Below are 16212 nucleotides of genomic sequence, written 5' to 3'. Positions count from 1 at the left end.
CGCCGGGCGGCCTCGACGCGTTAAGAGGTCGAGGCCGGCAGCGCCTTCAGCTTGTGCTCCAACGCCGTGATCAGCACGTGCACCAAATGACCGGTGCGCGGCTTCAGGTTGCCGATCGCCTCGAGCATTTGCCGTGAGCCGTCGCCCGCCGACGCCTGGCCGCTGCCGGTCAGGGTTTGGAGTGCGGTGGTGGCGACGTTGTCGTCCCAGTGTTGGCTGAGCCGCAGCAGCACGGCCACCGACCACAGCTCGTCGACGCCGCCGAGCGAGCGGGCGCAGCGCGCCAGCCAGCGAGCGCCGCGCGACCCGAGGGCCGCGGCGAGCGACTCGCAGTCGCGCACCGTGAACCGGGCCAGGGCGACGGCGGCCTTGCCCATGCCGATGTCCAACCCTCGCGGGTCGAGCAGGTCCAGTTCCAGATACCGGTCATAGGCATGGAACGGGTCCGGGTCGGGTTCAGGGAAAGACGCAAACGCCAGGGGGTCCGGGCCTGCGCAGTCGTACAGGGTCATCGTGCAGTTCTCCGCGCGATACCTCCCTCGCGACGCAGTGTTCTGATGACGGGGGCTGTGGCGTGGGGCAGACGGGTGCGCCGGGGTAGGCAGGCAAGTCATGGCAGCTTATCGCCGTGCCCGTCGCAGCGACAACTCCGTAGATTCGTAGTGACCCGTGGCCTGTAACCCTGGCATCGGAAGTCGTTGTGTCCCTCGCCTCCCATTCCAGGGTGACAGGCCACTAGCACCCCTTGCAGAACAGGGATTGTGACAGCACGGCGAGTGGGAATCCGGCTTGCAGCAGGTGGTGGCATGGAGCTGTCGATGTATGCCGCAGACCTGCTGCTGGCGCTGGTCATCTCGGTCAGTGTCTGGGTCGGCTATACGCGCGGCTTTCTGGTCACGCTGCTCGAACTGGTGGTGCTCGCGGCCAGTCTGGCACTGGCGTTTTGGGCCTACCGCTATCCGGCCGCCTGGTGGGAGGTGCACGCACCGCCCATCGGCCTGTGGGCGCCGCCCCTGTCTTTTCTACTGCTCTACGGGCTGGGCTGCATCGCGATGACGCTGCTGGCGCACCGGCTGTTGCGAGCCCTGCCGGCCTCGGTGCACCGACACCGGGCCAACCATCTGCTCGGCGTGCTCCCCGGGGCCGCACGCGGCGTGATCAACGCCACCGTTGTCGTGGTGCTGTTGCTCGCCGTGCCTTTGTCCGACCCGCTGACGTCCCTGGCGCGCCAGAGCCGGCTGGCCGGCCCATTGATGGTGGGCGCCGAATGGATGGAATCGAAGCTCACGCCCATCTTCGCGGAGGCGGTCGACAAGTCGCTGGGCAAACTGACCATCAAGCCGGGGTCGACCGCGCTGGTGCACCTGCCCTTCAAGGTCGCGCATCCCAGGGCGCGGCCCGACCTCGAGGTGGAGATGCTCGAGATGGTCAACGCGGCCCGCCGCGAAGCCGGCCTGGCGCCGCTGGCCGCCGACCCGGAGCTGGCCGAGGTGGCCCGTGCCCATGCCCGCGACATGTTCGGCCGCGGCTATTTCTCGCATCTCACGCCGGAAGGCCAGGACCCGTTCGACCGCATGCGACAGCGCCGGGTGCGGTTCCTGATGGCGGGCGAGAACCTCGCGCTGGCGCCGACCTTGGCAGGCGCCCACCGGGGCTTGATGAAGTCACCAGGGCACCGCGCCAACATCTTGCGGCCGGCCTTCGGGCGGCTGGGGGTCGGCATCGTTGACGGCGGCAAGTACGGCTTGATGGTGACGCAAAACTTTCGCAATTGATCGAGCCGGCGCGCCATTACGTGCAGCGCAAGCCCGGACAGGTAACGGTGAGGCCGATGTTCAAGAATGCCGGAGCGGGGTGAGGCCACAGGCTGCACCGGGCGCTGCAGCGGCGCCTGTCCTGCCCGCGGGCTCCCGGTGTGCGGCGCTGATACCAAGTTCCTTGCGCAGACCTGACGACGCGTGGCATGACCCCGCAATCATTGACAGTGATGGAACCACGTACAGATGTGAACGATAGGGGCCCATACAGTGCCGGTGGAACCTGGCCGCGTTGGTGCCGTTGCAGTGCGGAAGGTTTGATGTTTGAAAGGAGAGGTGCATGGTGACGCCTTGGGATGCCATACGCCAAGTCGTGGAGATGGACTACCGCAACACCCGCTCGCCCGAGACCGTGGTCGAGACGGGCGTCGGTGAGGTCGGGGGGACGGGCGCCGCCGTCGAGCCCGCGCGTCCGTCCCCCTATACCGTCGTGGTGCGACTGGCCACACGCGGCGTGTCGTTCAAAACCATGGTGGTGCTGGCGCGCCACCATGACGAGGCGGTGGCCGCCGTGTTCCAGGACGACAGCGTGCATGATGTGTGCGCGGTGTTCCGGGGCCGCTGTCTCGACCTGTGGAACGAATGAGGGCTCGCGCCGTGGCGCGGGGACGCTGCATGCGGCGCCGGGCCCACGGTGGCGAGGCGTGCGGCGCAGGGCGGTCGTAGACTTCGGTGCCACGCCAGCCTGCGCTGGCTGACGGCGGTGCTCGCCACGTCACCGAAGGAACCCGCTTGATCTCCGTCTACCTCCGCTACGTCATCGACCCCTACCAGGCCACGGAGTTCGAGCACTACGCTCGCCTGTGGATCCCGCTGGTCGAGAAGTTCGGCGGCCGCCACCACGGCTATTTCCTGCCGTCCGAAGGCGCGAACAACATCGCGCTGGCGCTGTTTTCTTTTCCCTCCTTCGCCGCGTACGAGACCTACCGCGAACAGTCCTTCGCCGACCCGGAGTGCCAGGCCGCCTTCCGGTATGCCGAGGAGACCCGCTGCATCGTCAGCTACGAGCGCAGCTTTTTCCGTCCGCTGCTGCCCTGACGCGAGACGTGGGAGTGCAACACATGAAGATCGCCGTGATGGGGGCCGGTGCCGTCGGCTGCTACTACGGAGGCATGCTGGCCCGTGCGGGCCATGCCGTCACCTTGATCGGCCGGCCGCAGCATGTCGCGGCCATCCGCCGCGAGGGCCTGTGGCTCGACACCCAGTCGTTCCAGGCGCGCGTCGAACTCGACGCGAGTGAATCGCCGAGCGCGGTGGCGGGCGCACAGCTGGTGCTGTTTTGCGTCAAGTCGACCGACACCGAAAGCGCCGGCGCACAGATCGCACCCCACCTCGCCGCGGACGCGCTGGTGCTCAGCCTGCAGAACGGCGTCGACAACGCCGAGCGCCTGCAGGCGGGCCTGCGGCAGCAGGTGGCCCCGGCGGTGGTGTACGTGGCCACCGAGATGGCCGGCCCCGGGCATGTCAAGCACCATGGGCGGGGTGAGCTGGTGATCGGGCCGGAGGCTGCGCGCGACGACATCGTCGCGTTGTTCCGCGCTGCGGGCGTGCCGCTGCAGGTGTCCGACAACGTCGTCGGTGCGCTGTGGGCCAAGCTCATCCTCAACTGCGCCTACAACGCCTTGTCGGCACTGGCGCAGCTGCCTTATGGGCGGCTGGTGCAGGGTGTCGGCGTCGAGGCGGTGATGGCTGACGTGGTGCAGGAATGCCTGGCGGTCGCGGCGGCGGCCGGCGTCGACGTGCCGGGCGACACGCGCGAGGCGGTGCGGCGCATCGCGCTCACGATGCCGACCCAGTTTTCGTCGACGGCGCAAGACCTGGCGCGCGGCAAGCCGAGCGAGATCGACCACCTGAACGGCTACGTGTTGCGCCGCGGCGCGGCGCTGGGGGTGCCCACGCCGGTCAACCGTGTGTTGCACACCCTGGTGCGGCTGGTCGAAGCCGGGCGCCACCCAGCGCAAGCCGCCGTCTGAACAGGCAGGCCCTAAGGCGCTGGTGAGGCCGAAGGGGCAGAGGCCCCTGAAGCCGGCTCGGTCGGCAGCCCGAGTTTGCTGGCGGTGCGCTGCACGGCCGCGCCCGCCTTGCGGTAGCCATGCTCGATCGCGGCAGAGGTCTTTTTGGCGCCGCGCACGACGGCGGCTTCGGTCTTGGCGGCCACCGCCGACGCACCACTGGCGGCCGACGCGGCCGCCTCGGCCGGGCCGGCGAGGGCAGGGCCCGCGGCGAGGGCCCAGGTGGAGGCGGCAATGCCGATGACGATGTGTCGCTTCACAGTATGGTCCGGCAGAAACGATGGTGCCGATCATATGCCGGCGGCGTCAATGTGTCCGCCCGCCCGACGCCGGCTGCGCGCCGCCCAGCGACGATGCGCGCTCGATCAACAGCGCCCGTTCGCGTTCATTGCGCACCAGTGCCGCCGCACGTTCGAACTCGGCGCGCGCCTCGTCGGCCCGTCCCAGCTTGGCCAGCAGGTCGCCGCGCACGCTCGGCAGCCAGTGGTAGCCCTGCAGGGCCGGCTCGTCGCGCATCGCATCGATGATGGCCAGGCCTTGCGCCGGGCCGTAGGCCATGCCGACCGCCACCGCCCGGTTGAGCTCCACCACCGGCGACGGCAGCGCTTGTGCCAAGGCGTCGTACAAGGCGGCGATGCGAGGCCAGTCGGTGGCCTCAGGGACCGCCGCCCGGGCGTGGCATGCGGCAATGGCGGCTTGCAGCGCGTAAGGCCCGAGCGCCCCGCCCAGCGCTTCGGCACGTTCCAGCGCGGCCAGGCCGCGACGGATCAGCAGGCGGTCCCAGCGGCTGCGGTCTTGCGCCAGCAACAGCACCGGCCGGCCCTCGCTGTCGGTGCGTGCCGCGGCGCGCGAGGCCTGCAGCTCCATCAGCGCCACCAAGCCGTGCACCTCGGGCTCGTCGGGCGACAGCCCGGCGAGGATGCGGCCCAGGCGCAGCGCTTCGTCGCACAGGGCCGGGCGCATCCAGTCCTCGCCGGCAGTGGCGGTGTAGCCCTCGTTGAAGATCAGATAGATCACCTCCAGCACCGACGCCAGGCGCGCCGCCAGCGTGTCGCCGCGGGGCAGCTCGAACGGCACCTTGGCGGCGCTCAGCGTGCGCTTGGCGCGCACGATACGTTGCGCGATGGTGGGCTCGGGCACCAGGTAGGCGCGCGCGATTTCGGCGGTGGTGAGGCCGCCCAGCAGCTTCAGCGTCAGGGCCACGCGCGCGTCGGTCGACAGCACGGGATGGCAGGCGGTGAAGATCAAACGCAGCAGGTCGTCGCCGATCTCGTCGGCGCGAGCGGCGTCCAGGGCATCGACGAAGTCGGGCACGATCAGGGCCTCCTGTGCTTCGAGCTCATGGCCGAGTTGCTCGTGCTTGCCGGCCACCAGCTTGTCGCGCCGCAAACGGTCGAGCGCACGGTTCTTGGCGGTGGCCATCAGCCAGGCGCCGGGGTTGTCGGGCACCCCGGCCGTCGGCCAATGCTCGAGGGCGGCGACCAGTGCGTCTTGCGCCAGCTCCTCTGCCAGGCCGACGTCCCGCACCATACGCGCGACGCCCGCGGTGATCTTCGCGCACTCGAGGCGCCAGACCGCCTCGACGGCTCGGTGCACGGGCTGGGACATCACAACACCTCCCGAACGGCCGGGTGGCACGGCAGCGCCACGCAGCGGGGAGTGGTGGTCATGTCGGCGTCCCCCCTTCGAACTCGGCATGCATCAACTCCCACACGTGACCGTCCAGGTCTTCGAAACCGTGTGCGTACATGAAGCCGTGGTCCTGTGGCGGGTTGGGGGCGGTGCCGCCAGCGGCGACGGCCTTGGCGACCAGTTGGTCGACCCGGGCCCGGCTGTCGCAGGACAAGCACACCAGCACCTCGGTGGTCTTGGTGGCGTCGGCCACCGGCTTCTTCGTGAAACCCTGGAAGAAGGACTCGACGAGCAGCATCACGTAGATGTTCTCGTCGATCACCATGCAGGCGGCCTTTTCGTCGGTGAACTCGGGGTTGAAGCTGTAGCCGAGGCTGGCGAAGAATTCTTTCGAGCGGTCCAGGTTCTTGACCGGCAGGTTGACGTAGATCTGGGTGGCCATGGTGTCGGTTTCCTCTCGTGTCAGGCATGCGCGGCATGCGCCACGCGGAACAAGTCGATGTCGGGCCGGCGGGTCGCCCGATGGGCGAGCGCAGCGGCGACGGCGGGGCAGGCGAGGGGCAGGGGCATCGGGGCTCCTAGTGGCGCAGCCCCGGCCAGAGGCTCGGGCTGTATTCGCCGACGCGGTGCGGCGCGAGGTCGTCCAGCTCGTACAGCTGCCGCACCTCGACCTCGGCGTCGACACCCTCGCCTTGGGCGGCGGGGAAGCGCCGCGCCCATTCCAGCGCCTCGTCGCGGGAGCGCACCTGCAAGACCGTGTAGCCGGCCAGCCGGGGCCCGGTGTCGTCGGCCCACGCGGCTTGCACCGCCTCAGGCTTGCCGTGCGCGCCACGCAGCTGCCAGCCCGCGCGGCTCGCCTGCAGGCCCGAGGCGTCGAGCAACACGCCCGCCCTGGCCAGCAGCTCGCGAAACTCGGCCATCGCGGCCCGCAACCGGTGTTCGGGGACGGGCCCGACCTCACCTTGCGGCGCGGCCCGGACCAAGATCATGAATCGCATCGTCGACCTCCTTCGCATCTAGAACGATGGAGCCGCCGTCGGGCCTCGCCCTGCGGTGCGGCTTCCACTGACACGACGAAGCAGGTCCCGCGAATTCGACATGTGCAACCTCAGGGGAAACCCTGGTCTCGACCCGGAGGGTCAGGTGGCGTCTTCGTAACAGGGGGCCAGCGAGCGCACTTCGATCGAGCACCATTGCGCGGCCGGGCATTCCGCGGCGATCTCGATGGCTTGCTCCCGTGTGGCGCAGTCGAGCAGGAAAAAACCGCCCACCATCTCCTTGGCCTCGGCGAACGGGCCGTCCAGCACCTGCCGCCGGCCGCCCCGCACCTCGACGCGCGAGGCGCCCGCGTCGGACTGCAGCGAGGCGCTGCCGAGGAGCAGGCCGCGCGCTTGCAGGTCGGCGCCGAAGCGCAGCATGCGCTCGTAGACCTCACGGCCCTCGGCTTCGGTGCGCGTGTTTCGCTGGCCGCGCGGCTCCATGATCAACAGCATGTAGGGCATCCCGGTCTCCCTGGTTCGGCGATGACCGCGATTAGACCCGCGGCGACCTGCGCGCCGCAAGCGGGGGTGGGGCCCCGGAGCGGGTGCCGGCGCCGGATCAAGACACCAACCGGTCGACCGTCACCGGATGCGCCGGCCGCCCGCTGGTCTCGAAGGTCGAGACGTTGTGCAGCGTGGTGGCGGCGATCGCGCTCAGCGCGTCGGCGGTGAAGAACGCCTGGTGCGCGGTGACGACGACGTTGGGAAAGGTCTGCAGCCGCGCGAACACGTCGTCGCGGATGACCTGGGCGGACAGGTCGCGGAAGAACAGGTCGCCTTCCTCCTCGTAGACGTCCAGCCCCAGGCTGCCGAGTTGCCCCGACTTGAGGGCCTGGATCACGGCGGGCGTGTCGATCACGCCGCCGCGGCTGGTGTTGATCAGCATCGCCCCCGGGCGCATCTTCGCGATGGCCGGCGCATCGACCAGATGACGTGTCTGCGGTGTCAGCGGGCAGTGCAGCGTGACGATGTCGCTGCCCGCCAGCAACTCGGGCAGCGCCACGTAACGGGCGCCGGCGGCGAGGCAGGCCGGGTCAGGGTGCGGGTCGAATGCCAGCACGGTGCAACCGAAGCCGCGCATGATGGCCACCACGCATGCACCGATCTTGCCGGTGCCGACCACCCCGACGGTGCGCCCGTGGAGGTCGAAGCCGAGCAGGCCTTCGAGTGCGAAGTTGCCCTCCCGCACCCGTGCATAGGCGCGGTGGATCTTGCGGTTGAGCGTCAGCATCAGCGCCACGGTGTGCTCGGCAATAGCATGGGGCGAGTACTCCGGCACCCGCGCGACGCTGATGCCCAGGCGTTCGGCGGTGGCCAGGTCGACATTGTTGAAACCGGCACACCGCAAGGCCACCAGCCGCACCCCGAGGTCGGCGAGCCGGCTCAGCACCTCGGTGTCGACCCGGTCGTTGACGAACACGCAGACCGCCTCGGCGCCAGCGGCCGTGACCACGGTGGTGGCGTCCAGCCTCGACTCCAAGTAGCGCAGCTGGTGGTGGCCGGCGGCGTTGGCCCCGTCAAGGAAACGGCGGTCGTAGGGCTGGGTGCTGTAGACGCAGACGTGCATGGAAGGCTCCCGTGACGCGGCATGTGTCGGTCTGCACCGCGCCGCAGTTCATGTCGGTTCGCAGCAAATGCGGGACCGGCCAGCGGCCGGCGGCAGGGGCCCGCGGCGATCGCGGTGCACCGTCACCGCACAGCCCCGGTTCGTGTCCTTCCATCTCCCTTTCGCACCCGTTCGATCTGTTCCCCGCCTGCGCGGCTGGTGTTACAGGGGCAATCCCTCTAGTCTCGGCCGCACTTTTGCAGCAGCTGCGGTCCGCTGCAATGCCGCGCCCTCGCCTCGAGCCGAGGGCGTCGCCGGTTTGCTTCACGTCATGGGCAACGTCGCCATGCGGAACGTCGACCAAAGACGTCACAAACAAGGTCATTTCGGGACGGCATGAACCTTGTTTGTGAGAGCGGAAATAGAAAGCCTTCAGGAGAGGGAATGAAAGCGTTCATGTATCGCTGGGTGGCGGTTGTCGCCCTGTTGAGCCTCGCTGCCTGCAACGGCGGATCGTCAGATGACGACGCATCGCAAGCCAACGACGAGGCGTCTACCGATGTTTCCGTTTCGGGCGACCTCCGTCCGGAGCGGTCCTCACCGCGCCCCGGTGGTGCGGGCAAAGAAGAAACAAACGGCAACGCGCCGACCGAAGGCGTCACGCCGGTGACGAATCCGGGCGGCAAGTTGCTGACCCGGTCAAATTTTGAAACGCCTTTCGAAGGGCAGGCGCCCGGGTGGCATGTGAACTACTGGGGCAGCCCGCTGCCCGAGTACCAAATCGACCGCGAGGCCCGGGCCAGCAACGTCCACAGCGGCAGCGGAGCGCTGCGTTTTCGCGTCACGCGGCGCGACTCGGGCGACGCCCACCTGGCTTTCCGCTTCGGCTTCCGCAGCGGCAAGACCTATCGGGTGGCGATGTATCTCAAGTCGAGCGTCCCGACCAGCGCGGTGGTGCAACTGCGCCGTGACGCCGAGCCCTGGGATGCGTTCGGCGCCAAGACGGTGCAACTGACCGGGCAGTGGCAGCGTGTCGAGCTGCAGGGCACCTACGAATGGGACGAAGGCGGTTCGGTGCGCGTGATCGCCAAGACGGACGACGTTGACATCTTCGTCGACGACATGTCGCTCAGCGAAGTGGCCAAGGCGACGGCCCGTCCGGAAGGCCTGAGCCTGCCGGCGGAAGGGGGCCAGGCGGTGCGTTACACCACGGTCGCCTCGTCTGACCTCGAAGGCAATTACGTCAACACCGCGGCGGGCTGGACCGTCAACTACTGGGGCCTGCCGCTGCCGGACTGGAGTGTCGGCCGCGAAACCCGCCCCGGCTATGTGTATGCGGGGAAGTCGTCGCAGCGCTTCCGGGTCGACAGCGAGGGCGGCGGCGACGTCCACCTCACCTACGGCTACGGCTTCGCCCACGGCCGCACCTACCGCGCGACGCTGTACCTGCGCGCCGACCGCGACGCCAAGGTGGTCCTGCAGATGCGCCGTGACGCCCATCCCTGGGACGCCTTTGCCACCAAGACCGTGACGGCCAACACCACCTGGCAGAAGGTCGAGATCACCGGCACCTATCCGGGCGCGGTGGCCGGCACCTTGCGCATCTCGCTGAAGACGCACGGCGTCAACGTCTACCTCGACAACTTCAAGCTGGACGACGTCGAGCGCAATGAAATGGCGCCGGTGAGTTCGGCGCCGGTGCCCGACACGCTGTTCGGCCTGCACGTGAACAAGCTGGGGAACCACTTCAACTGGCCGGCCCTGGGCCACCGCATCGTGCGTCTGTGGAACACGGGCACCACCTGGCGCGCGCTCGAGCCGGTCAACAACGCCTGGGACTTCACCGGCTCGGCCGGCAAGCGGCTCGACCTCTACGTCGACTACGTCAAGAACAACGACCCCGACGCGGCCATCCTCTACACGCTCGGCCAGACGCCGCAGTGGGCCTCCACCACGCCCCGCGTGAAGGGCCTCTACGGCGATGGCGCATCGGGCGCACCGGCGCACCTCGAAGACTGGCGCGACTACGTCCGCACCCTGGCGCGCCGCTACGCCGGCAAGATCCGCTACTGGGAGTTGTGGAACGAGCCTGACTTCGAACCGCACTACAACGGCTCGATGGCCACCATGGTCGAGATGGCGCGCATCGCCCGCGAGGAAATCAAGGCGGCCGACCCGGCCAACCAGCTGGTGTCGCCGGGCGTCACCACCGGGCAGGGCATGCGCTGGCTCGACAACTTCCTGGCGGCGGGCGGTGGCAAGCATGTCGACGTGGTCGGCTTCCACTGGTATTTCGACACCGAGCCCGAAAAGCTGGCGGCCCGGATCGAGAACGTCCGACGCCTGATGGCGAACCACGGCATCGGCGACAAACCGTTGTGGAACACCGAAGGCTCGCCAGGCTGTGACTCGCTGCTGTACCAATGCAAGAGCTTCGTGCCCACGGCCGAGCAGAAGCGTTCGGTGACGGCGCGTGCCCTGATGGTGATGTGGGCCAAGGGCGTCAGCAGCTTCAGCTACTACTTCTGGGAGCGTTCGGATTCGCTCGCGTCGCTGGTCAAGTCCGACTTCCAGACGCCCACCGAGCAGGCCCAGGCCTATGCCGAGGCGGTGCGCTGGATGCGCGGCGCGCGCATGGTCGACGCCTACACCGTGGACGAGAAGGTGTATGTGTTCCGCATGAGCCGCGGCGGCGAGTCCTATGTGATCCTGTGGTCGACCGAGCCGGGCACGGTCGTGAACCTGCCGGGCACCTGGAGCTTCAGCCGCTACAAGACGCTGACCGCCTCGCACGACACGATCCCGGCGTCGCGCCAGCTCCGCGTCGGCCTCGAGCCGGTGCTGTTGTATCCCTGACGGGCCCAGGCGCCGCGGCGCAAGACGCGGCGCCGGCGGTCCTGCCAGCGGCGCCGCCGGCCGAAGGCCGGCGTTGCCGCTGCGGACCGAGGCCGTGAGCCCTGGTCAAGGCTCGCGCCGATCCGCACCTCGGGCCCTCTCGACGGGTTTCCCGGTTGGCGTCCTCTATGGCGCCGTCCGGGCCGGCCTTCAGTCAGGCGGCCGCCTGTCGACGTCGGGCCGCCCCCGGGCACCGTCCATCCGCACACCCGGGCCAAGGCCCTGCGCCTTGTCGGACGGTCGCACAACGTCGGTGTACCATCCGCCTCCGTAGGTATGCACAAGACCGTCTCTTGTAGGTCTCCTCTGTTTCCAGCCGATCCCGTCGGCCGGCTCCGGTCGAATCCCCATCGATGATTTTCTTGGCGTCTCTGCACGGCAGCATGTGCTGCGCCTCACTCGAAAGGAATCGACATCATGACGACTCAAACCGGCACCGTGAAATGGTTCAACGAAGGCAAAGGCTTCGGCTTCATCACGCCTGACGACGGCGGCAAAGACCTGTTTGCCCATTTCAGCGAGATCCAAGGCTCCGGCTTCAAGACGCTGAACGAAAGCCAGCGTGTGACGTTCGAGGTCACGCAGGGCCAGAAGGGCCCCCAGGCTTCGAACATCCGTCCGGCCTGACCGGACACATGCCTGCCCGGCCCTCAGGGCCGGCACAGAACCGCGGCCTCGACCGCGGTTTTTTTTCGCCTGCAGCGCGCCGCGACGCTTTATCCCTGCGCCGGCGGGTTGACCGACACCGACACCGCCTCCAGCACCTCTTGTGACAGCGCTTCGTCGTCCACCGCGCGTGCGATCACGAGGGCTCCCACCATCGCGGCGAAGGTGGCGAGTGCGCGTTGGCGCTTGACGGCCTTGGCGCGCCCGGGCACCAGGGCCGTCATCAGGTCGACCAGGGCGCGCGTGCCCTCGGTGAACGCCTTTCGCAGGCCCGGCCCCTGGCGCGCAGCTTCGGTCCCCAAGGCCGCCAGCGCACACCCTTCACCGGGATGGTCGCGGTGCAGCGGTGACAGATAGACGCGCGTCAACGCCGCCAAAGGGGCGTCGCCCCCCTCCTCGATCAACCGTCGCCAACGCTCCAGCGAGACGTCGAAGGCCCGGGTGCAGGCCTGCTCCATCAGCGCTTCCTTCGAGCCGAACTGGCCATAGAAGCCACCGTGGGTCAGGCCGGCGCTCTTCATCAGGTCGGCCACGCCGACGCCGTCGAAGCCCCGCTCGCGGAACAGACGCGCGGCCGCTGCCAGCACACGTTCGCGGTTCAACGCCGCTTGTTCACGGGTCACTCGCATCTCGTCGGACTCCTGCATGTCGATGGCTTGCTTGACAGTATAGATGATGAGCGTAATATAAATAATCATGACAACCATCATCTAACAGGAGCCCTCCATGCAAGCCGTCATCGCCGCCTACGCGCGTTCTCCCTTCCATTTCGCCAAGAAAGGCGCCCTCGCTGCAGTGCGTCCAGACACGCTGGCGGCCCAGGTGGTGCGCGGACTGCTCGCACGCGCCGACCTCGACCCGGCCTTGATCGAAGACGTCATCCTCGGGTGCGCCTACCCCGAGGCGGCACAGGGCAACAACCTCGCGCGTGTGGTCGGCCTGCTGGCGGGGTTGCCGCATCACGTCGGCGGGGTGACGGTGAACCGCTTTTGCGGGTCGTCGATGCAGGCGGTGCACATGGCCGCGGCCCAGATCGAGGCCGGCATGGGCGACGCGTTCCTGTGTGTGGGCGTGGAGTCGATGACCATGGTTCCGCAAGGCGGCTTCAACTTCTCGCCCAACCCGGAGTTGCTGCGCCGGACCGATGCGTATCTGCCGATGGGCGACACTGGCGAGAACGTCGCCGAGCGGTGGCAGGTGTCGCGCGCCGACCAGGAAGCGCTGGCGCTGCAGTCGCACCAGAAGGCGAGCGCCGCGCGCGAGCAGGGCCGGCTCGATGCCGAGATCGTGCCCATCGTGCTCGAGTCCGGTGAGACGGTGGCCGCCGACGGTTGCATCCGGCCGGCCACCTCACTCGAGGCGCTGGCGGGCCTCAAGCCGGCCTTCAGGCCCGACGGTGTGGTGACCGCTGGCACGTCGTCGCCGTTGACCGACGGCGCTGCCGCGGTGCTGGTCACCCGCGACAGCTTCGCGGCACGCCACCGGCTGACACCGTTGGCCCGCGTCGCGGCGTTCGCCAGCGTTGGCGTCGACCCCGCCGTGATGGGCATCGGCCCGGTGCCGGCGACGCGCAAGGCGCTCTCGCGCGCCGCGCTCGGTGTCGGCGACCTCGACGTGGTCGAGATCAACGAAGCCTTCGCCTCGCAGGCCATCGCCTGCCTGCGTGAACTCGAGCTGGACCTCGGCCGCGTGAATCTGGATGGTGGTGCGCTCGCCATCGGCCATCCGCTCGGCGCCACCGGCGCCCGCATCACCGGCAAGGCGGCGGCGCTGCTGGCGCGTGAAGGCGGCCGTTATGCCCTGGCGACCCAATGTATCGGCGGCGGGCAGGGCATCGCCACCGTGCTGGAGCGCGTGTGATGGCGCCGGCCTCGAAGGCGAATGGGCCCGCCGGTGTGGTGCTGCGCGACGCCGTGGTGCTGGTCACCGGCGCCAACCGCGGGCTGGGGCGCGCGTTTGTCGTCGGGCTGCGTGCGGCCGGCGCGAAGAAGATCTACGCGGCCGCCCGCGATGCCGCTTCGTTGGAGCCCGACGGTGTCGAGCCGCTCGCACTCGACGTCACCTGTGCCGACGACATCGCGACCGCGGTGCAGCGCTGCCCCGACCTCACGCTGCTGATCAACAACGCCGGCATCACCCGGGGCTCGTCACTGCTCGCACCCGATGCCATTGCGGCCGCGCGCGCGGAATTCGAAACCAACGTGGTGGGCCCGTGGGCCCTGAGCCGCGCCTTCGCGCCGGTGCTGGCTGCGAACGGCGGCGGTGCGATCGTCAACGTGCTGTCGGTGCTGAGCTGGCTCAACCTGCCGGTCGCCGGTACCTACAGCTTGTCGAAGGCAGCGGCGTGGTCGCTGACCAATGGCCTGCGCAACGAACTGCGCGCACAGGGCACCCGGGTGCTGGGCGTGCACATGGCGTTCATCGACACCGACATGGCGCGCAACGTGCCGGGCCCCAAGCTGCCCCCGCAGGAGGTGGTGCGGCAGACGCTGGAAGCGCTGGCCGGCGGGCGCGACGAAGTGCTGGCCGACGAGCTGACGCGCCGGGTCCAGCAAGGGCTGTCGGCGCAGACCCCCGTCTATCTCGCTGAGCCGCCGCGTCCGCAGGCGGCGCAGGCCTGAGCGGCCGGGTGCCGGCCCGAAGGACACGCCGCAAGCGCATGAGAAGATCCCGGGAGGTCCCCATGTCGCCGGGCGGTTGAACATCGACCCATCCATGTGTGCTGGGACGCGACGCTCACGCGCGCCCCCGTGGAGCGGGATGACAACACCGACCTGCATCGCTTCGCCCTGGTCTGCGGGCAGCACGAGGTGTTCAGCTCGTTCTACCGTGACCGCCACGGCCTCGGCACCCTCCCTATGTCAACGAGCCGGTTGAGGTGAGCCCGTTCGACAGGCTGGCGGTGGGCACGCTCAGCCCATCGCTCTTCATCGACTACACGTTGCCCGGCGCCTGAGCCGGCGTCCACGCCGGTGACGCTTTCGCACCGACCGTCCAGCAGGCCGCGGTGAAACGCACATCGGTGCCGTGTAGATAAGGATCGAAGGCGGCGCGCACCGCCTGCACCACCTGCGCGTGCAGCGGCTCGGTGGTGCGCTGCAAGGCCACGCCCACCGGGCCCAGCTGGGTCAGGTATTCGTCCAGCCCGCTGGCCGGGAAGCTGCAGGGCACGTCGATGGGCTGGAGGTCGATCTCGTCCCAGCCGCTGTCGCTCAGGATGTGATGGACCCGATGCGGATCGGCGAATGCAAATTGTCCGGGCGCGTCCGGCTGGCGCGCGGGCAGATCGGGCAGCAGCGGCGCGGCCGCCCGCTCAGCAGCTGTCATGAACGGATTTTCGGCCGCAGTGCGCCAGGCGATGAAACGCAGCACTGCCCCGTCCCGGCTGGCGCGACGCAGGTTGCCGAAGGCGCGGACCGGATCGTCGAAGAACATCACCCCGAAACGCGAGACGACCATGTCGTAGCCGCCCGGCTCGAACCGGTGCTCCTGCGCGTTGGCCAGGAGAAAGCGGGCCGACGCGCGCGCCCGATCGGCCCGGTCGCGCGCCGCGGTGATCATCGGCGCCGAGATGTCGATGCCGGTGCAACGGCCCCGCATCGCCAGTCGCCGGGCGATGGCGAGCGTCGTGCTGCCGGTGCCGCAGCCCACGTCGAGCACCCGGGTCGCAGCGGCCGCGCCAACGGCGTCGACCAGCAGGTCTTCGAAGGGCTGGAACATGCAGTCCAGCAAGGCCTGGGACCGCACCCAGGCATGGCCGGCGTGGCCGTTCCACAGTCGCGTTTGTTCGTCGTCGAGGGGGAGGGGCGTGTCCATGCGCGTGTTGCCTTTCAGGAGAGAAAGCGACACAGTGCCACTTCAAGTCGACTTGAGGTCAAGCGGATGGCACCACATCTGGACATCACCGAGGTCGCGCGGCGCACCGGCGTGCCGGCGTCGACCTTGCGGTTCTACGAAGAGAAGGGACTGATCGCCTCGGTCGGGCGGCGCGGCCTGCGCAGGCTGTTCGATGCGGGAGTGCTCGAACGGCTGGCACTGATCGCGCTGGGCCGCGCCGCGGGTTTCACGCTCGACGAGATCGCGCTGATGTTCACGTCCGACGGGCGGCCCCGCATCGACCGCGAGGCCCTCGCGGCGAAGGCCGAGCAACTCGACCGGATGATCCGCCAGCTGGGCGCGATGCGCGACGGCCTGCGGCACGCTGCCGCCTGTCCGGCTCCGAGCCACCTGGAATGCCCGACGTTTCGGCGTTTGCTCAGCGCCGCGGCATCGGGGGTCTTGGGCGCGAGACGGGAGCGGGCGTTGTTGCCCGCTCACGAGGCGCCCGCGATATCTGCGATAAACAAAAGACCGCGCTGACGGGGCCGGGTGGGCTGAGGTTTAGAACCGGTCCTTCAACACCGCGCTGATTCAACCGCGTCTTTTCGCGCCACGGCTTTCTTGATTCACCACCGCTGTGTCGCGACCCCGGTAACGGGAATATATCGGCAGCCGCACTCCGACCGCCGCGCCTGCAGCGCAGAACGAATGGCGCTCGGGGCAACGATGGGCGATTCCACGCTGCAGACGCTTCCTTCCATTTAACACTCCCGGTTACGCGCGAT

At 68.9% G+C, this 16212-nt stretch carries 18 protein-coding genes; 9 read left to right on the top strand and 9 right to left on the bottom strand.

Annotated features, from left to right (window positions below):
• Positions 1-20: 20 nt before the first annotated feature.
• Positions 21-512 (bottom strand): hypothetical protein, encoded by a 492-nt coding sequence (locus AAW51_RS25665; protein WP_047196890.1) that lies wholly within the window; start codon positions 510-512, stop codon positions 21-23.
• A 294-nt stretch (positions 513-806) separates the two neighbouring features.
• Here AAW51_RS25665 and AAW51_RS25660 point away from each other — a divergent pair, with 294 nt between their 5' ends.
• The 4 genes from AAW51_RS25660 (at position 807) to AAW51_RS25645 (ending at position 3790) form a co-directional block, all read left to right on the top strand.
• Positions 807-1775: a CvpA family protein gene (locus AAW51_RS25660; RefSeq protein WP_053013908.1), complete on the top strand. Its 969-nt coding sequence runs from the start codon at positions 807-809 to the stop codon at positions 1773-1775.
• A 322-nt stretch (positions 1776-2097) separates the two neighbouring features.
• Positions 2098-2403: a hypothetical protein gene (locus AAW51_RS25655; protein ID WP_047196889.1), complete on the top strand. Its 306-nt coding sequence runs from the start codon at positions 2098-2100 to the stop codon at positions 2401-2403.
• Between the two features lie 146 nt (positions 2404-2549).
• Positions 2550-2855 (top strand): NIPSNAP family protein, encoded by a 306-nt coding sequence (locus AAW51_RS25650; protein WP_047196888.1) that lies wholly within the window; start codon positions 2550-2552, stop codon positions 2853-2855.
• 23 nt (positions 2856-2878) lie between these two features.
• The gene (locus tag AAW51_RS25645) at positions 2879-3790 is read left to right on the top strand and encodes a ketopantoate reductase family protein (protein ID WP_047196887.1); all 912 of its coding nucleotides are present in this window, start codon (positions 2879-2881) and stop codon (positions 3788-3790) included.
• An 11-nt stretch (positions 3791-3801) separates the two neighbouring features.
• Here the strand turns inward: AAW51_RS25645 and AAW51_RS25640 are convergent, their stop codons facing one another.
• The 6 genes from AAW51_RS25640 to AAW51_RS25615 form a co-directional block, all read right to left on the bottom strand.
• Positions 3802-4089: a hypothetical protein gene (locus tag AAW51_RS25640; RefSeq protein WP_047196886.1), complete on the bottom strand. Its 288-nt coding sequence runs from the start codon at positions 4087-4089 to the stop codon at positions 3802-3804.
• Positions 4090-4135: 46 nt separating this feature from the next.
• Positions 4136-5437 carry an RNA polymerase sigma factor gene (locus tag AAW51_RS25635; RefSeq protein WP_047196885.1) on the bottom strand — a complete coding sequence of 434 codons (1302 nt, stop codon included), beginning with the start codon at positions 5435-5437 and terminating at the stop codon, positions 4136-4138.
• A 58-nt stretch (positions 5438-5495) separates the two neighbouring features.
• Complete coding sequence (locus tag AAW51_RS25630) at positions 5496-5903, bottom strand: VOC family protein (protein ID WP_047196884.1); 408 nt, start codon at positions 5901-5903, stop codon at positions 5496-5498.
• A gap of 136 nt (positions 5904-6039) precedes the next feature.
• Positions 6040-6459 carry a YciI family protein gene (locus AAW51_RS25625; RefSeq protein WP_047196883.1) on the bottom strand — a complete coding sequence of 140 codons (420 nt, stop codon included), beginning with the start codon at positions 6457-6459 and terminating at the stop codon, positions 6040-6042.
• A 141-nt stretch (positions 6460-6600) separates the two neighbouring features.
• A complete protein-coding gene (locus tag AAW51_RS25620) occupies positions 6601-6963 on the bottom strand; it encodes a YciI family protein (RefSeq protein WP_047196882.1) in 363 nt (120 codons plus the stop codon).
• A gap of 97 nt (positions 6964-7060) precedes the next feature.
• The gene (locus AAW51_RS25615) at positions 7061-8068 is read right to left on the bottom strand and encodes a 2-hydroxyacid dehydrogenase (RefSeq protein WP_047196881.1); all 1008 of its coding nucleotides are present in this window, start codon (positions 8066-8068) and stop codon (positions 7061-7063) included.
• 423 nt (positions 8069-8491) lie between these two features.
• On the opposite strand from AAW51_RS25615, the gene AAW51_RS25610 reads away from it, so the two are divergent.
• On the top strand, positions 8492-10903 hold the full coding sequence (locus tag AAW51_RS25610; protein ID WP_047196880.1) for a glycosyl hydrolase: 2412 nt from the start codon (positions 8492-8494) through the stop codon (positions 10901-10903).
• A 456-nt stretch (positions 10904-11359) separates the two neighbouring features.
• Positions 11360-11569 (top strand): transcription antiterminator/RNA stability regulator CspE, encoded by a 210-nt coding sequence (gene cspE / locus AAW51_RS25605; protein ID WP_047196879.1) that lies wholly within the window; start codon positions 11360-11362, stop codon positions 11567-11569.
• An 89-nt stretch (positions 11570-11658) separates the two neighbouring features.
• On the opposite strand, the gene AAW51_RS25600 is transcribed toward cspE, so the two are convergent.
• Positions 11659-12306: a TetR/AcrR family transcriptional regulator gene (locus AAW51_RS25600; protein ID WP_417903586.1), complete on the bottom strand. Its 648-nt coding sequence runs from the start codon at positions 12304-12306 to the stop codon at positions 11659-11661.
• 28 nt (positions 12307-12334) lie between these two features.
• Here AAW51_RS25600 and AAW51_RS25595 point away from each other — a divergent pair, with 28 nt between their 5' ends.
• Positions 12335-13468, top strand: a complete 1134-nt coding sequence (locus AAW51_RS25595; protein WP_047196878.1) for a thiolase family protein — start codon at positions 12335-12337, stop codon at positions 13466-13468.
• A complete protein-coding gene (locus tag AAW51_RS25590; protein ID WP_417903585.1) occupies positions 13468-14229 on the top strand; it encodes an SDR family oxidoreductase in 762 nt (253 codons plus the stop codon). Before AAW51_RS25595 ends, AAW51_RS25590 begins: the two co-directional genes overlap by 1 nt.
• Before the next feature lie 313 nt (positions 14230-14542).
• On the opposite strand, the gene AAW51_RS25585 is transcribed toward AAW51_RS25590, so the two are convergent.
• The gene (locus AAW51_RS25585) at positions 14543-15424 is read right to left on the bottom strand and encodes a class I SAM-dependent methyltransferase (protein ID WP_047196877.1); all 882 of its coding nucleotides are present in this window, start codon (positions 15422-15424) and stop codon (positions 14543-14545) included.
• Between the two features lie 66 nt (positions 15425-15490).
• Between AAW51_RS25585 and AAW51_RS25580 the strand changes: the two genes are divergently transcribed.
• On the top strand, positions 15491-15967 hold the full coding sequence (locus AAW51_RS25580) for a helix-turn-helix domain-containing protein (RefSeq protein WP_047196876.1): 477 nt from the start codon (positions 15491-15493) through the stop codon (positions 15965-15967).
• Positions 15968-16212: the final 245 nt, after the last annotated feature.

It is taken from the genome of Caldimonas brevitalea, from assembly GCF_001017435.1.
Taxonomy (GTDB): domain Bacteria; phylum Pseudomonadota; class Gammaproteobacteria; order Burkholderiales; family Burkholderiaceae_C; genus Caldimonas; species Caldimonas brevitalea.
The sequence above is the reverse complement of the archived record's forward strand: the minus strand, read 5'-3'. Positions and strand labels throughout refer to the sequence as shown.

Coding starts and splice junctions, on each gene's coding strand:
- AAW51_RS25635 (WP_047196885.1), bottom strand. CDS start 5,437: ATGTCCCAGCCCGTGCACCGAGCCGTCGAGGCGGTCTGGCGCCTCGAG.
- AAW51_RS25595 (WP_047196878.1), top strand. CDS start 12,335: ATGCAAGCCGTCATCGCCGCCTACGCGCGTTCTCCCTTCCATTTCGCC.
- AAW51_RS25655 (WP_047196889.1), top strand. CDS start 2,098: ATGGTGACGCCTTGGGATGCCATACGCCAAGTCGTGGAGATGGACTAC.
- AAW51_RS25625 (WP_047196883.1), bottom strand. CDS start 6,459: ATGCGATTCATGATCTTGGTCCGGGCCGCGCCGCAAGGTGAGGTCGGG.
- AAW51_RS25585 (WP_047196877.1), bottom strand. CDS start 15,424: ATGGACACGCCCCTCCCCCTCGACGACGAACAAACGCGACTGTGGAAC.
- AAW51_RS25590 (WP_417903585.1), top strand. CDS start 13,468: ATGGCGCCGGCCTCGAAGGCGAATGGGCCCGCCGGTGTGGTGCTGCGC.
- AAW51_RS25630 (WP_047196884.1), bottom strand. CDS start 5,903: ATGGCCACCCAGATCTACGTCAACCTGCCGGTCAAGAACCTGGACCGC.
- cspE (WP_047196879.1), top strand. CDS start 11,360: ATGACGACTCAAACCGGCACCGTGAAATGGTTCAACGAAGGCAAAGGC.
- AAW51_RS25580 (WP_047196876.1), top strand. CDS start 15,491: ATGGCACCACATCTGGACATCACCGAGGTCGCGCGGCGCACCGGCGTG.
- AAW51_RS25645 (WP_047196887.1), top strand. CDS start 2,879: ATGAAGATCGCCGTGATGGGGGCCGGTGCCGTCGGCTGCTACTACGGA.
- AAW51_RS25615 (WP_047196881.1), bottom strand. CDS start 8,068: ATGCACGTCTGCGTCTACAGCACCCAGCCCTACGACCGCCGTTTCCTT.
- AAW51_RS25660 (WP_053013908.1), top strand. CDS start 807: ATGGAGCTGTCGATGTATGCCGCAGACCTGCTGCTGGCGCTGGTCATC.
- AAW51_RS25610 (WP_047196880.1), top strand. CDS start 8,492: ATGAAAGCGTTCATGTATCGCTGGGTGGCGGTTGTCGCCCTGTTGAGC.
- AAW51_RS25600 (WP_417903586.1), bottom strand. CDS start 12,306: ATGATTATTTATATTACGCTCATCATCTATACTGTCAAGCAAGCCATC.
- AAW51_RS25665 (WP_047196890.1), bottom strand. CDS start 512: ATGACCCTGTACGACTGCGCAGGCCCGGACCCCCTGGCGTTTGCGTCT.
- AAW51_RS25620 (WP_047196882.1), bottom strand. CDS start 6,963: ATGCCCTACATGCTGTTGATCATGGAGCCGCGCGGCCAGCGAAACACG.